Annotated in this window: 13 protein-coding genes; 9 read left to right on the plus strand and 4 right to left on the minus strand. The window is 61.0% G+C overall.

What is annotated here, in order from left to right; all coding sequences use genetic code 11:
- Window positions 1-6 precede the first annotated feature (6 nt).
- Genes ispG through EE36_RS13930 form a run of 3 tightly spaced genes read left to right on the plus strand, consistent with a single transcriptional unit; the run spans window position 7 to window position 2,891 of the window.
- Window positions 7-1,140, plus strand: a complete 1,134-nt coding sequence (ispG, locus tag EE36_RS13920) for a flavodoxin-dependent (E)-4-hydroxy-3-methylbut-2-enyl-diphosphate synthase (RefSeq protein WP_005853271.1) — start codon at window positions 7-9, stop codon at window positions 1,138-1,140.
- Window positions 1,141-1,200: 60 nt separating this feature from the next.
- The gene (locus EE36_RS13925) at window positions 1,201-2,355 is read left to right on the plus strand and encodes a DNA cytosine methyltransferase (RefSeq protein ID WP_005853272.1); all 1,155 of its coding nucleotides are present in this window, start codon (window positions 1,201-1,203) and stop codon (window positions 2,353-2,355) included.
- A complete protein-coding gene (locus EE36_RS13930; protein WP_005853274.1) occupies window positions 2,352-2,891 on the plus strand; it encodes a GIY-YIG nuclease family protein in 540 nt (179 codons plus the stop codon). The genes EE36_RS13925 and EE36_RS13930 overlap by 4 nt, the downstream gene beginning before the upstream one ends.
- Before the next feature lie 3 nt (window positions 2,892-2,894).
- Here EE36_RS13930 and EE36_RS13935 read toward each other — a convergent pair whose 3' ends face one another.
- Both EE36_RS13935 and EE36_RS13940 read right to left on the minus strand, forming a co-directional pair.
- On the minus strand, window positions 2,895-3,377 hold the full coding sequence (locus tag EE36_RS13935) for a hypothetical protein (protein WP_005853276.1): 483 nt from the start codon (window positions 3,375-3,377) through the stop codon (window positions 2,895-2,897).
- Window position 3,378: 1 nt separating this feature from the next.
- Entirely contained in the window at window positions 3,379-4,122 is a 744-nt protein-coding gene (locus EE36_RS13940; RefSeq protein WP_009826938.1) for a DsbA family protein, read from the minus strand.
- A 139-nt stretch (window positions 4,123-4,261) separates the two neighbouring features.
- On the opposite strand from EE36_RS13940, the gene EE36_RS13945 reads away from it, so the two are divergent.
- The 5 genes from EE36_RS13945 (at window position 4,262) to EE36_RS13965 (ending at window position 12,124) form a co-directional block, all read left to right on the plus strand.
- Window positions 4,262-5,404: a pyridoxal phosphate-dependent aminotransferase gene (locus tag EE36_RS13945; RefSeq protein WP_005853280.1), complete on the plus strand. Its 1,143-nt coding sequence runs from the start codon at window positions 4,262-4,264 to the stop codon at window positions 5,402-5,404.
- Window positions 5,405-5,472: 68 nt separating this feature from the next.
- Entirely contained in the window at window positions 5,473-6,687 is a 1,215-nt protein-coding gene (locus EE36_RS13950; RefSeq protein ID WP_005853281.1) for an N-acetylmuramoyl-L-alanine amidase, read from the plus strand.
- A 128-nt stretch (window positions 6,688-6,815) separates the two neighbouring features.
- A complete protein-coding gene (locus tag EE36_RS13955; RefSeq protein ID WP_005853282.1) occupies window positions 6,816-9,368 on the plus strand; it encodes a penicillin-binding protein 1A in 2,553 nt (850 codons plus the stop codon).
- A gap of 102 nt (window positions 9,369-9,470) precedes the next feature.
- Entirely contained in the window at window positions 9,471-10,595 is a 1,125-nt protein-coding gene (gene prfB, locus EE36_RS13960; RefSeq protein WP_005853284.1) for a peptide chain release factor 2, read from the plus strand.
- 116 nt (window positions 10,596-10,711) lie between these two features.
- Window positions 10,712-12,124, plus strand: coding sequence for an amidase (locus EE36_RS13965; protein WP_005853291.1), 1,413 nt, complete (start codon window positions 10,712-10,714; stop codon window positions 12,122-12,124).
- 3 nt (window positions 12,125-12,127) lie between these two features.
- On the opposite strand, the gene EE36_RS13970 is transcribed toward EE36_RS13965, so the two are convergent.
- Window positions 12,128-12,910: a helix-turn-helix domain-containing protein gene (locus EE36_RS13970; protein ID WP_005853292.1), complete on the minus strand. Its 783-nt coding sequence runs from the start codon at window positions 12,908-12,910 to the stop codon at window positions 12,128-12,130.
- A 209-nt stretch (window positions 12,911-13,119) separates the two neighbouring features.
- Here EE36_RS13970 and EE36_RS13975 point away from each other — a divergent pair, with 209 nt between their 5' ends.
- Window positions 13,120-13,464, plus strand: a complete 345-nt coding sequence (locus EE36_RS13975) for a hypothetical protein (protein WP_005853295.1) — start codon at window positions 13,120-13,122, stop codon at window positions 13,462-13,464.
- Between the two features lie 43 nt (window positions 13,465-13,507).
- Here EE36_RS13975 and ilvN read toward each other — a convergent pair whose 3' ends face one another.
- Window positions 13,508-14,068 (minus strand): acetolactate synthase small subunit, encoded by a 561-nt coding sequence (gene ilvN / locus EE36_RS13980; RefSeq protein ID WP_005853297.1) that lies wholly within the window; start codon window positions 14,066-14,068, stop codon window positions 13,508-13,510.
- Between the last annotated feature and the right edge of the window lie 42 nt (window positions 14,069-14,110).

The raw sequence follows: 14,110 nt of genomic DNA on the forward strand, positions 1-14,110 counted from the left end.
CTTTGCATGTCCCTCAATCACATTCGCCCGTGGCGCAACATTTACCGCCGGAAGTCCCGTCAGATCATGGTGGGGAATGTGCCGGTCGGGGGCGATGCGCCGATCACGGTGCAGACGATGACGAACACGCTGACCACGGATGTCAAAGCGACCATCGCGCAGATTCAGGCCGCTGCCGATGTGGGGGCCGATATCGTGCGTGTGTCGGTGCCGGATGTCGAAAGCTCCAAGGCGCTGAAAGAGATCGTGCGCGAGGTCTCGGTGCCGATCGTGGCTGATATCCATTTCCACTACAAACGCGGAATCGAAGCCGCCGAGGCGGGGGCCGCTTGTTTGCGGATCAACCCCGGTAATATCGGCGATGAAAAGCGCGTCAAAGAGGTGATCAAAGCCGCGCGGGACAATAATTGTTCGATCCGCATCGGCGTCAACGCGGGGTCGCTGGAACGCCACCTGCTTGAGAAATACGGCGAGCCATGCCCCGATGCGATGGTCGAAAGCGGGATGGATCACATCAAGATCCTGCAAGACAATGATTTCCACGAATTCAAGATCAGCTGCAAAGCCTCTGACGTCTTTATGGCCGCCGCTGCCTACCAGCAGTTGGCCGAGGCGACGGATGCTCCGATCCACCTTGGCATCACCGAGGCGGGGGGGCTGACCTCTGGCACGATCAAATCGGCCATTGGCCTGGGCAATCTATTGTGGATGGGTATCGGTGACACGATCCGCGTGTCCCTGTCTGCGGACCCTGTGGAAGAGGTCAAGGTCGGCTACGAGATCCTGAAATCCCTTGGCCTGCGTCACCGTGGTGTGAACATCATCAGCTGCCCCAGCTGCGCACGGCAGGGCTTTGACGTGATCAAGACCGTCGAGGCGCTGGAACAACGGCTGGAGCATATCAAGACCCCGATGAGCCTGAGCATCATCGGCTGCGTCGTCAATGGCCCCGGTGAGGCGCTGATGACGGATGTGGGCTTTACCGGCGGGGGCAACGGGTCGGGCATGGTCTATCTTGCCGGCAAACAAAGCCACAAGCTGGGCAATGACGCGATGATCGATCACATCGTCGAACAGGTTGAAGCCCGCGCCGCCATCATCGAAGCAGAGACCCAAGCGGCAGAGCAAGCAGCCGAGTGACTTTGCCCCAAGCGGCGCATTTGCCATCGACAGATATTTGCGTATTCCATATCAATAGATATGCCTGATCACGCCGCCAAGACCCCGTCTTACGCCGAGTTTTTCTGCGGCGGTGGCATGGTGCGCGCGGCATTGCAGGACCGCTGGGATTGCGTGCTGGCCAATGATATCGATGCGATGAAATGCAAGGTCTATGCCCAGAATTGGGGTCAGGCGGCATTGCATCAGGGCGATATCGCGACCATGCCCGATGACCTTCTGACGCGTCAGATCGATATGTATTGGGCGTCGAGCCCTTGTCAGGATTTCAGCCTTGCGGGCAAGGGGCGGGGATTGGGCGGCGCGCGCAGCGGTGTCTTTGCCCATTGGGCCGACAAGATCGCCACGGCCATAAAAGCAGGCTTTGCGCCGCGTATTATCGCCTTTGAAAACGTCGTCGGGCTGGTGTCGCGCAATGGTGGGGCGGATATGAACACCGTACTCGCGACCTTTGTGCGGCTTGGCTATAAGGTCGGCGCGCTCGAGATCGACGCGCGGCGTTTCCTGCCGCAAAGCCGGCCGCGTCTGTTCGTTGTGTGCGTGCGCGAGGATATCGATATCTCGGGGCTGACGGTGCCAAAACCGTCCCATGTCTTTCACGGCAAGAAGCTGCAAAAATTTCTCGCCTCCGCCGCACGGCCGGTCCGATCCAACTGGGTCTGGTGGAAGCTGGGGGACGCCCCCGCCGACGAACAGGCGCTCGAGCGCGTGCTTGAACGGCGTGCCACCATGCCGTGGTTCAGTGCCGCGGATACCGACCGTCTGCTCACGCTGATGTCGCCCCCCAGCCTTGAACGGCTGCGTGTAGCGCGTAAAGCGGGGCGTACGGTGGTGGGCACAATCTATAAACGCGGGCGCCCCGATGCGGATGGGAATGTCCGCCAACGGGCAGAGCTGCGCACCGACGGTATTGCGGGCTGCTTGCGGACCCCTGCGGGCGGGTCCTCGCGGCAAATACTTATGTTTATCAAGGGCAACCAGACGAAGGCCCGGCTTGTTTCCTCGCGCGAGGTGGCGCGGCTGATGGGGTTGCCGGACAGCTACAAGATGCCCGACACCTACAACAACGCCTACCGCGTGGCGGGGGATGGGGTCGCCGTGCCCGTGGTACGCTATCTCGACGAGGTGTTGTTCGCGCCCCTGCTGGAACGTCAGTCGCTGGGGGCCGTCGCGTGAACGCGGCGCAGGCGTTTCGGGGCAAGGCACTGGCGGCGCTGACCAATCAGATCGGCGTCTATGCGCTGTGCGATCTGGACGGCAACCCGATTTATGTGGGCCAGTCGGTTGATGGTATCCGCACGCGGGTGCGCCGGCATCTGACATCGGCGCGGTCCGACGTGATTGCCAACCGTCAGATCGACGTGTGGGAGATCGCCTTTGTCTGGGCCTGGCCGGTGGCGACGAAGGCAGAGGTAGAACCGCTGGAACGCGCGATCTTTGCCCATTACGACGCTGAATTGCCGCTGATGAACGGCAAGGCGATGGTGGCCGATGCGCCGCTGTTCGACTGGCCGGAAAAGCAGGTGGTGCAGGTCATCGACGAAGAGGAACGACAGTCGCGCCTGACCCCGTCAAACCGGCTGCCGCGCCAGATCAAACAATATGACTTGCTGGTTGATTATATCCTCAACGTGAAAGAGGCCCCGCATCTCAAGCGGTCGCTTGATGCGCATTTCAAACGCATGGTGCGCTATCATCAGCGGTTTCTCTAGGCGCTACGGGGCGAGATACCGCCGCAGCACGATGTCGGGCATATGGCCACGCAAGATGCGGTCTGCCATCACGTAGAAGGGAGGATCGGTCATGCCAAGCTCTGCCGCAAGGGCGGCGCTGGCAGGATCAGACATCATGTGATGCGTGAAGGTGGTTCTATATGTATATGTTATCGCTTCCAATTCCGCCAGTGCGCGATCACAGTCTGCGCAGTCGTCGCCGGTAAACAACGCAATCGGCGCTCCGGCCAATACTTGATCTGTCAGGGATGAGATAAGCGCGAGATCCGCCTGCGCCTTCTCTTGATAGGCTTCGGCAGCATAGTTGCGGGGGGCCACAGCGGGTGCTGCAAGCTCCGGCTCTGCCAGAAGCAACGCCCGCACTTCTTCCCCCAAGGCGCGCCGTTCTGCATGGGTCAGCGCGCCAAAGTCGGTCTGCGCGGCCACCGGAAAGGCCGCCACGCAACAGGCTAGTGCCAAGCGCATCTTAGCCGCGTTTTTCTTCCAGAATGGCTTTCATCTGGTCGTAAGGCAGATAGCCGCGCAGCAGTTCGTCCTGCATCACAAAGGTCGGTGTGCCGGAAATCTGCAGCGTTTGTGCCAGCGCGCGGGTCTTTTCGATCTCGGCGGTGACTTCGGCGCTGTCCATCTTTTCCTGAATGGCCTCGGCGTCCAGATCAAAGCTGCTGGCCAAACGTCCCAGCGACGTCGGGGTGATGTCGCCGTTAAAGCTCATCAAAGCGTCATGCACGGATTTATAGGCCTCGTCCCCCGCAACGATCTTGGTCGCGATGGCAAAGCGCGAGGCGACCATGGATTGTTCGCCCAGAATGGGCAGTTCTTTCACGATAAAGCGGATGTTGCCGTCGCCATTGACCAGTTTTTCAACCTCGGAGAACGCTTTTTTGCAGTAGCCGCAGCGGTAGTCCATGAACTCTACGATGGTCATGTCGCCTTCGGGGTTGCCCCCGACATAGGAATAGCCGTCGTCAAAGATCGCGGCAGCATTGTCGGACACCAGCGTGAAATCCGCCTGCGCCTGTGCTTCGGCCTGACGGGCCTGCAGCTGGTTCACCGCTTCCATGATCACTTCGGGGTTTTCCATCAGATAGGCGCGGACCTCGGCGCGGAATTGCGCGCGTTCTGCATCGGTCAGTTCGGTCAGGTCCATCGCATGGGCGGGGGCTGTCAGGGAAAGGGCCACTAGGGCGGGGGCGATCAGCTTTTTCATCAGGGTCACTCGCTTGTTGTTGCGCAGGGGTGCAGGCACCGGTTGCAAGGGTGGTGCGCGATTTTGCCAGCGCGCACAAGGGTTGACGGCACCGGCGGGGTGCGGTGAAAGGTTCGGGCTCAACAGTAGGATCAAGCCCATGCGCATTTCAACCCGATCTCAGGTCGATCCCTTTATCGTGATGGATGTTATGCAGGCCGCCGCCGCCGCCGAGGCGGAAGGCCGCCACATCATCCATATGGAGGTCGGCCAGCCCGGCACGGGCGCGCCCAAAGGGGCCAGCACCGCATTGACCGCCGCGATGGAGCAGGGCGCGCTTGGCTATACCGTCGCATTGGGGCTGTCTGCGCTGCGCCAGCGGATCGCGCGGATGTACGGGGAATGGTACAATGTCGATCTGGACCCGAACCGCGTGGTGATCACCTCTGGGTCTTCGGGCGGGTTTATCCTGACGTTTACCTCGCTTTTTGACACCGGGGACCGTGTGGGCATCGGGGCACCGGGGTATCCCAGCTACCGCCAGATCCTGAAGGCGCTGGACCTTGCCCCCGTCGATCTGCCCACCTCGCTTGACAACCGCTTGCAGCCGGTGCCTGCGGATTTCGCGGGCATGGACCTGCAGGGGCTGCTGGTGGCGTCGCCGGGCAACCCGACGGGCACGATGCTGGATCACGCTGCCATGTCCGCGCTGATCGACGCGACGAAAGCGCAAGGGGCATCCTTCATCTCGGACGAGATTTACCACGGCATCGAATACGAGAAAAAGGCCGTGACCGCGCTTGAGATCACCGATGATGTCTATGTCATCAATTCGTTTTCCAAGTATTTCTCTATGACCGGTTGGCGTGTCGGCTGGATGGTTGTGCCAGAGGATCACGTGCGGGTGGTCGAAAGGATCGCGCAAAACATGTTCATCTGCGCCCCCCACGCCAGTCAGGTCGCCGCGCTTGCCGCGATGGATTGCATCGATGAGCTTGAGGCGAATATGGATGTCTACCGCGCCAACCGCGCGATGATGATCACCGGCCTGCGCGAGGCGGGATTCACCCGTTTCGCGCCGCCCGACGGGGCCTTCTATGTCTACGCCGATGTGTCCGAGCTGACGGATGACAGCCGCGCATTGGCGCGCGATATTCTGGACAAGGCGGGTGTGGCCGTGACCCCGGGGCTCGATTTCGATCCGGTGCGCGGGCATCACTGGCTGCGGTTTTCCTATGCGCGCAGCACCCAGGATATTGTCGAGGGGCTGGGGCGGCTCAAGACCTATATGGCGGCCCGCTGAAAGGCTGGCTCGGGTTGCGGCGGGGTGCTATACCTGCCGCAACCACCCCGAGCAGAACGGTGACAGGCATGCGTATTCTTCCCATTATCGCAACGGTTTGCGCGCTGTCCTTGCCAGCGTCCGCGCAGGATCTGACCGCGCTGGCGCGCGTGGACCCTACCAAAAGCGCCATCTCGGATGGCTGGTTCGGGGGCACGACGCTGACGCTTGGGCTGAGCCAAGGGGTGCCGTTTCGGGTGTTCTTGCTGGATGATCCGGCGCGGCTGGTGGTCGATTTCCGCGAGGCCGACTGGAGCGGTGTGAACACCAAAGACCTGCTGCCTGAACCCGGACGGATTACCGGTCTGCGCTTCGGCCCGTTCCAGCCCGGTTGGTCGCGTCTTGTCGCGGATCTGGCCGAACCGATGATCCCGCGCGAGATCGGGATGCCGGTCAACAAGGGCTCCGGTCACGCCACGCTTGAAATCGCCTTGAAATCCGCCACTCCCGAGGAATTTGCCGCCGCCGCCGGTGCGCCTGTCGATCCGGCGTGGACCATGGCGCTGGCCGCACCGCCCAAGGCGGTTGCCGACCTGAAAGAGGTGCCGTTTCGCGTGGTGCTGGACCCCGGTCACGGGGGCGTTGATCCGGGGGCAGAGACCGACGGTATCCTGGAGAAAGACCTGATGCTGTCCTTTGCCCAAGCGCTGCGCGATACATTGGTCCGCGATGGGGTCGATGTGGTGATGACCCGTGACACGGATCATTTTGTCGCGCTTGAAACCCGCGTCGCCATTGCGCATCAGGCCGAAGGCGATCTGTTCATCTCGCTCCATGCGGACAGTTTGCAACACGGCGGCGCAAAGGGGGCGACGGTCTATACGCTGTCGGACGACGCCAGCGATACTGCCACCGACCATCTGGCCGCACGCCACAACCGCGCCGATATTATCGCGGGGGCCGATCTGACCGGATCGGATGACGAGGTCGCCAGCGTGCTGCTTGATCTTGCCCGCCAAGAGACAGAGCCGCGGTCGGTCGCCGCCGCTAAAGTGCTGGTTGAAGGCATGAAAGCCGCCGGCGGTCCGATGAACCGCCACCCGCTGCGCAATGCGGGCTTTTCGGTGTTGAAATCGGCTGACATCCCGTCGGTCCTGATCGAAATCGGCTTCCTCAGCTCGAAGCGTGATCTTGCCAATCTGCGAGACCCGATCTGGCGGGCGGTCATGGTGTCGGCGATTGCGGATTCCATCGCCAAATGGCGCGACGCGGATGCCGCGCTCAAGCCCTTGATTCGCCAGTAAACCGCACCCGAACGCCCCTCTAGGTGTTGCGCGGGTTACCGCACAGGGCCACTGCATCGTGTTTTGACGATTCCCGCAGGGTTGCGTATAGACGGGTCACCAACCCTCCTTGCAAGGAACTGCCAGCCGTGTTTCGTTTGATCCTGTCTTTCTTCGGGGGTATTTTTACCACCCTCACCATGAGCATCGGTATGGTCGCGCTGACCATCGGCGCGGTGTTCTGGATGTATGGCCGCGATCTGCCCAGCCACGAATCCCTTGCGCAATACACGCCCCCGACGATCAGCCGGATTTATTCGGGGCAGGGGCGGTTGATTGACGAATTTGCCAAGGAACGTCGCCTGTTCGCGCCGGCCAATACGATCCCGCCGCTGATCAAACAGGCCTTCATCTCGGCCGAGGACAAGAATTTCTATACCCACGAAGGCTATGACCTGCGCGGCATCGGGGCGGCGGCCGTAGATGCGGTGCGCACAAGGGGCAAGGACGTGCGCGGTGCATCGACCATCACGCAGCAGGTGATGAAGAACTTTCTTCTGTCCGGCGACCGTCGGGCCGAACGGAAAATCAAGGAAATCATCCTCGCCGCACGGCTTGAGGAAACGCTGCCCAAGGAAAAGATCCTTGAACTTTATCTGAACGAGATCTTCTTGGGCCAGAACTCCTACGGTGTGGCCGCCGCGTCGCAGACCTATTTCAACAAGACATTGGGGGAACTCGCCCCACACGAGGCTGCGTTCCTTGCCTCGCTGCCCAAAGCACCATCTGATTATCATCCCGTGCGCCGCAAGGACCGGTTGCTGGCACGCCGGAACTTCGTGCTGCGCGAGATGAAGGAAAACGGCTATATCACCCCCGCCGTCTACGAGACCGAGGTCGCACAGCCGTTACGGTCGGTGCAGAACGGAGACTTTGAAAGCTTCAAGGCCGAACTGCCGCCGCGCGATTACTTTACCGATGAAATCCGCCGCCAGCTGTCCGAGAACTTCGGCGAGGGCGAATTCTTTACCGGCGGTCTGACCGTGCGTGCCACCATCGACAACGAGATGCAGCCCATTGCCGCACAATCCTTGCAGCAGCAGCTTGAGGAATATGATCGCGGCATCGGTATCTACCGCGGCACCGGCAAGAAGATCGCGCCCGAAAAGCTGACCACCGAGGCGGATTGGCGCGAAGCCCTGTCGGACACCCGTGTGCCACGTGACGTTGATCTGGAAAACCCGTGGTATCCTGCCGTGGTGTTGAGCCTGACCAATGACGCCGCCCGCATCGGGATCGAAGGCGTGGATGAGGACGCAGACGGTCATTTCATCCCCGCCAAGGATGTCCAATGGGCGCGCAAACGTCTTGAGAACGGCAAGCTCGGCAACCGCGCCCAAGTGCCCGCTGACCTGCTTGAGGTCGGCGACGTGGTGCTGGTGCGCCGCATGACCGCGGATAGTGACGGGTCGTTCATCCGCTGGACTTTGCGTCAGATCCCGGAAGTGCAGGGCGGCTTTGTCGCAATGGACGTGAACACAGGGCGCGTGATCGCGATGCAGGGCGGTTTCTCCTATCAGGCGTCGGTGTTCAACCGTGCGACACAGGCGAAACGCCAGCCGGGGTCGAGCTTCAAGCCCTTTGTCTATGCCGCGGCATTGGACAGCGGCTATACCCCTGCGACCATCGTTGTGGATGCCCCGATCGAGATCAACACACCCCAAGGCATGTGGCGGCCACGAAACTCGTCGAACAAGTTCTACGGGCCGACGCCCCTGCGGACGGGTATCGAACAGTCGCGGAACCTCATGACCATCCGTCTGGCGCAAGAGGTCGGAATGAACACCGTTGGCGACTATGCCGAACGGTTCGGGGTCTATGACAACCTCTCGCCGGTACTGGCCAACGCGCTTGGCTCGCAGGAAACCACGCTCTACCAGATGGTGTCGGCCTATGCGATGTTCGCCAATGGTGGCGAACGGGTGCAGCCGACGCTGGTGGACCGTGTGCAGGACCGTTATGGCCGCACTGTCTACAAACACGACCAACGCATCTGTAACGATTGCCAGCTTGAAACGCTGGCCCCCGGCGTGGGGCCGCGCATCATCTCGAACCGTGAACGGGTGATGGACCCGATCACGGCCTACCAGTTGACATCGATGATGAAGGGCGTGGTGGATCGCGGTACGGCGCGTGGGGCGGTGAACCTGCCCGTGCCAATCGCGGGCAAGACCGGCACCACCAACGACGCCAAAGACGTCTGGTTCGTCGGCTTCTCAAGCAATATCGTGGCGGGCTGCTATATCGGTTTTGACAACCCGCGCTCGCTGGGGCGTCGTGCCTATGGGGCGGGGATGTGTGGCCCTGTGTTCCAGCGGTTCATGAGCGAAGCGATCAAGAAATACGGCGGTGGCCCTTTCGAAGTGCCCCCCGGCGGTCACTTCATCAAGATCGACCGCTTCACCGGTGCACGTCTGTCTGACAGCGCCGCAGGTAATAACGTTGTGGCCGAATACTTCCGTGACGGCGAAGAGCCGCTGTTCGGGATCACCTTCGATGGTGGCTTTGCGATGGGGGCGGATCTGCCTCTGGTCGAAGAAGCCGGCGGCGGCGCGCGCGAGGTCACAACCTCTACCGGTAAGAAGGCGCGTGTCGGGCCTAAGGCAAGCTTTGGCAGCATCAGCTCCGGCGGGTTGTACTAGGCCCGGCCCCATTCTACAGCGCTTGCCCAAGTTGCGGCGCTGGTCTATTTGAAACGCGGCCCCGGCTATTCGGGGCCGCGATCTATTTAAAGGCAGGATACCATGCGCGCAGATGCACAAAACACAGCGGATAAGATCAGCAAATCGCTGGAGCTGTTGGCACAGCGTCTGGACGTCGAAACCGCGCCATACCGTCTGGAAGAATTTAACGCCCGTGTCGAAGACCCCAATCTGTGGGATGATCCCGATGCGGCGCAAAAACTGATGCGCGACCGTCAGGCGCTGGTCGATTCCATCGCCACCTACGAGGGCATCAAACAAGAGCTGGCCGATAACATCGAGCTGATCGAATTGGGCGAGATGGAAGGCGACGACGAGGTCATCGCAGAGGCCGAGACCGCGTTGAAAAAGCTGGCCGAGACAGCCGCCCAGAAAGAGCTCGAAGCGCTGTTGAACGGCGAGGCCGACGGGAATGACACCTTCCTTGAAATCAACGCAGGGGCAGGCGGCACCGAAAGCTGTGACTGGGCCAATATCCTGTCGCGCATGTATGTCCGGTGGGCCGAGAAAAAGGGCTATAAGGTCGAGCTGCAATCCGAAAGCCCCGGCGAAGAGGCGGGGATCAAATCGGCGACCTACAAGATCAGCGGCCCGAATGCCTATGGCTGGCTCAAGTCGGAATCCGGTGTACACCGTCTGGTGCGGATCAGCCCCTTTGACAGCGCCGCCAAACGGCACACGTCCTTTACCTCTATCTGGGTGTATCCGGTGGTGGACGACAACATTGAAATCGACATCAACCCCAGCGACATCCGCATCGACACCTATCGGTCCTCGGGGGCCGGTGGTCAGCACGTAAACACCACCGACTCGGCCGTGCGGATCACGCACCACCCCACCGGCATTGTGGTTACCAGCTCTGAGAAATCGCAGCACCAGAACCGCGACATCGCGATGAAGGCGCTGAAATCGCGGCTGTATCAGATGGAGCTGGACCGCCGCAACGCGGCCATCAACGAAGCCCATGAAAACAAGGGCGATGCGGGCTGGGGCAACCAGATCCGGTCTTACGTCCTGCAGCCGTACCAGATGGTCAAAGACCTGCGCACCAACTATGAAACCTCGGATACCAAAGGGGTGCTGGATGGCGACCTTGACGGGTTGATGGGGGCCGCGCTGGCACTTGCCGTGTCGGGCAAGACCCGCGCCGAGGCGCAAGAAGGCTAAGGCCAAATATCAGGCAACGACGCGCGGGCGGCCTTGTCTCGTGCAGCAGTTTTGCCGGTGCCTCTTGCATCCCGCGGCGGCCTTCCGTTCTATGACCCCGAACGGAGGGCTCGGCCATGAACATACTAGACATCGGGGCCTTGGCCCAATCGGAGGCATTGGCGAACGGCAGCCTGACGGCGCGTGCTTTGATGGAGGCCACGCTAGAGCGGATCGATGCTGTGAACGGCGCAGTCAACGCCATCGTCGCGCTGCGCCCGCGGGCCGAGCTTCTGGCCGAAGCCGATAGGGCCGATGCCACGCCTCGGGTCGGATGGCTGCACGGTATTCCCATTGCGATCAAGGATTTATCCGATGCCGAAGGCTTGCCAACCGCCAAGGGATCACCGCTGTTCGCCGGAACGATTGCCCAGAAGGACAGCGTCTTTGTCGCCCGCATCCGCGCGGCGGGGGCGATCATCATTGGCAAGACGAATACGCCTGAATTCGGGTTGGGCAGCCACACGTTCAACCCCGTCTACGGCCCGACGCGGAACCCCTATGACCACACACGCTCGGCTGGCGGGTCTTCGGGCGGGGCGGCGGCTGCTTTGGCCACGGGGATGCTGAGCATCGCGGACGGCTCCGACATGATGGGCAGTCTGCGCAACCCCGCGGGCTGGAACAACGTCTACGGCATGCGCCCCAGCTGGGGCACAGTACCGGCAGAGCCAGAGGGCGATATGTTCCTGCATCAGCTGAGCATGGCAGGCCCGATGGCGCGCTGCCCCCGCGATCTGGCGGCCTTGCTGGACACGATGACCGGAGAGGACCCCAAACAACCCCTCGGCCTGTCACCCGGCCCAAGCTTGCCGCAGATGGACACCCCGTCGCCCGCGCGCCGTATCGGGTGGCTGGGCGATTGGGGCGGGGCCTATGCCTATGAAGACGGGATCGAGGACGTGAGCAAAGCGGCCCTGGATCAACTGGCCGCCCTGGGGCATCGGGTGACCCATGTGCCAGCCCCCTTTGACGCAGACGCGATGTGGGACAGCTGGACCACGCTGCGGTCTTTTGCCGTTGCTGCCGGATTGGGCGCGCTCTACCGCGATCCGGAAACCCGCGACAAACTCAAGCCCGCCGCCCAATGGGAGATCGAGCGCGGGCTCGGGTTCACGGGGCAGGAGGTGCAGCAAGCCAGCCTGACGCGGTCGGACTGGTATCGCCGTGTCACCGCGCTGTTTGACGAGGTTGACGTGCTGGTGCTGCCCTCGGCGCAGCTTTGGCCCTTTGACGTGGATCAGGAGCATCCGACACAGATCGCCGGACGGGACATGGATACCTATCACCGCTGGATGCAGGTCGTGGTGCCCGCCGGTCTGGTGGGGCTGCCGGTTGTCAACATCCCCGCCGGTTTCGGCGCAGAGGGGCTGCCTGCGGGGCTACAGATGATCGGACCGCGGGGCAGCGATACGGCGCTGCTTCAACTGGCGCAGCAGTGGCACGCGGCAACGCAGTGGCCCCAGATGCGCCCGCCGCCGCTGGCGTAGCGGTCATTCAAAGGCGAATTCGGTGCGCAGAAGGTGGCGGTGAAAGGGTTCAAGATCGCTTGCCTCGCACAGCCCCTTCAAGCGGGCGGCCTGCAACACGGCCGACGGGGTTTGCGGCAGGTATTCATAGACCAGCCGCGTCGCCCGCAACCCGATCGAATTTTCCGGCACCGTGCGGGTGATGTATCCGACCCAGAAATTATTGTTGAACGACGCGATCCGCCCCAGATAGTTGAACGAAGAGGTCATCGCGCCGCGCCGCGAGGCGATAATGGCGATGCCTTCTTCCTGCTGCAGCACCACGCCGCGATATTCGCGCAATTCCGAATGGGTGGGTAGGCTTTGGATGCGCATGGCGTGAGGGGCCTCGTAGCCGCGCAGATATGTATGCCGGCCACTGCGAAACACCATAACCAATCCCAAGGCGAATTTCTCGGGGTAAAGAAAACTGCGACGCGAGAACCGGTAGAAACCGCTGGGAAACGTGGCTTCGGGCAGGTCCAGCGCGCCCGAAACGATGAAGTCGCCCATGAAATCCGGGGGGGTGGGTTCGATCTTCTTGATCTCTTCCAAGGGCTCCAGAAGGACACGCGCATCAACGTCGAAAAACTTGCACATCCGGTCCAGAATATCGGGGCGCGGAAAGCTTTCACCCGATAGATATCGATTGAACTGCGTGCGATTGATCCCCAGTTCCTGCGCGAGGTAAGTGATGGAGGGGTAACCTACTGAAAGTTTTTTTAAATTTGACCCGAAAATTGTCCTGATATCGGCGGGGTTCGTCATGAAATCAGTCCGTTAAAATTAATTGAACTAAACTTCACAACCTTTGAACGAATTTGCAAGGAGATTTGCAATATAGGGCTGTGTAATGACGCTAATCAGCGTCAAATTTCGGTGCGCGCGACACAAAATGATTTCGTAAAAAAATCGACAATTTGTAAAAATGACATGATTATCTCTCATGTCTGCAAGCATCTGGAAGGAACAGTTAAATGTACGGTGTGGTACTTTGGAGCGATGCCCGATCCAACAAAGCTGTGTTCTGGTGCGAGGATCACGGCGACCTTGCGTATTTCCAAGGTGACCCCGCGACAGTGAACCAGACGACGAGCTGTTTCGATGCCGGTGATCTGGTCCAGTTCGAGGTCTACCACGAGGCCAAATTGCGCAAGGCGCTTAACCCCAAGGTCGTGCGATCGAAGGCGGACGCTGATTTGCCGAACAAACTGCTGCGCCATTCCGCGGGCATTACCCGAAAGCAAACCGGCGGCGAGGTGCTTCCATTCCGCCCAAAAGCCGTCCCGCCGGTAGAGTTCCGCCACCGCGGTCAGGCTTAGTCCGGCCGAAGCCGGCCAGACCTCAGCCTGCCACCTTAGCGTATCAGTCGCCGCGCGACAGGGCTGCCACACCCGTCCGTGCCACGGACACCAGCCCCAAGGGGCGCATCAATTCGGCAAATGCGTCAATCTTCTCGGGCGCGCCGGTGATCTCGAACACGAATGTTTCCAAGGTGCTATCGACAACGTTGGCGCGGAAGATATCCGCCAGACGCAGGGCTTCGACCCGTTTGTCGCCGGTGCCATTCACCTTGAACATCGCAAGCTCACGCTCGACCACGGGGCCTTCGACGGTCAGGTCGTGCACGTCGTGTACTGGCACAATCCGCCCCAGCTGCGCCTTGATCTGCTCGATCACCTGCGGCGTGCCCGAGGTGACGATGGTGATGCGGCTAAGGTGGCCTGTGTGGTCAACCTCTGCCACGGTAAGGCTGTCGATGTTGTATCCACGGCCCGAAAACAGACCGATGACGCGCGCCAGCACACCGGGTTCGTTCTCGACCAGTACGGCCAGCGTGTGGCGTTCGATCACATCCGAGAAATTGGGACGTAGGTTATAGGCGGAATGGCTGTTGGAGCCTTTTTTGATCTTTAGGGCTGACATGACACTGTCCTTCTAAGATTTGTTCAAACTCGGCGCGCGACC

It is taken from the genome of Sulfitobacter sp. EE-36 (genome assembly GCF_000152605.1).
Classification (GTDB): domain Bacteria; phylum Pseudomonadota; class Alphaproteobacteria; order Rhodobacterales; family Rhodobacteraceae; genus Sulfitobacter; species Sulfitobacter pontiacus.

Bases quoted from the DNA above. Each gene is read 5' to 3' on its own strand.
- ispG (WP_005853271.1), top strand. From the start codon at position 7: ATGTCCCTCAATCACATTCGCCCGTGGCGCAACATTTACCGCCGGAAG.
- EE36_RS13925 (WP_005853272.1), top strand. From the start codon at position 1,201: ATGCCTGATCACGCCGCCAAGACCCCGTCTTACGCCGAGTTTTTCTGC.
- EE36_RS13935 (WP_005853276.1), bottom strand. From the start codon at position 3,377: ATGCGCTTGGCACTAGCCTGTTGCGTGGCGGCCTTTCCGGTGGCCGCG.
- EE36_RS13940 (WP_009826938.1), bottom strand. From the start codon at position 4,122: ATGAAAAAGCTGATCGCCCCCGCCCTAGTGGCCCTTTCCCTGACAGCC.
- EE36_RS13945 (WP_005853280.1), top strand. From the start codon at position 4,262: ATGCGCATTTCAACCCGATCTCAGGTCGATCCCTTTATCGTGATGGAT.
- EE36_RS13950 (WP_005853281.1), top strand. From the start codon at position 5,473: ATGCGTATTCTTCCCATTATCGCAACGGTTTGCGCGCTGTCCTTGCCA.
- prfB (WP_005853284.1), top strand. From the start codon at position 9,471: ATGCGCGCAGATGCACAAAACACAGCGGATAAGATCAGCAAATCGCTG.
- EE36_RS13965 (WP_005853291.1), top strand. From the start codon at position 10,712: ATGAACATACTAGACATCGGGGCCTTGGCCCAATCGGAGGCATTGGCG.
- EE36_RS13970 (WP_005853292.1), bottom strand. From the start codon at position 12,910: ATGACGAACCCCGCCGATATCAGGACAATTTTCGGGTCAAATTTAAAA.
- EE36_RS13975 (WP_005853295.1), top strand. From the start codon at position 13,120: ATGTACGGTGTGGTACTTTGGAGCGATGCCCGATCCAACAAAGCTGTG.
- ilvN (WP_005853297.1), bottom strand. From the start codon at position 14,068: ATGTCAGCCCTAAAGATCAAAAAAGGCTCCAACAGCCATTCCGCCTAT.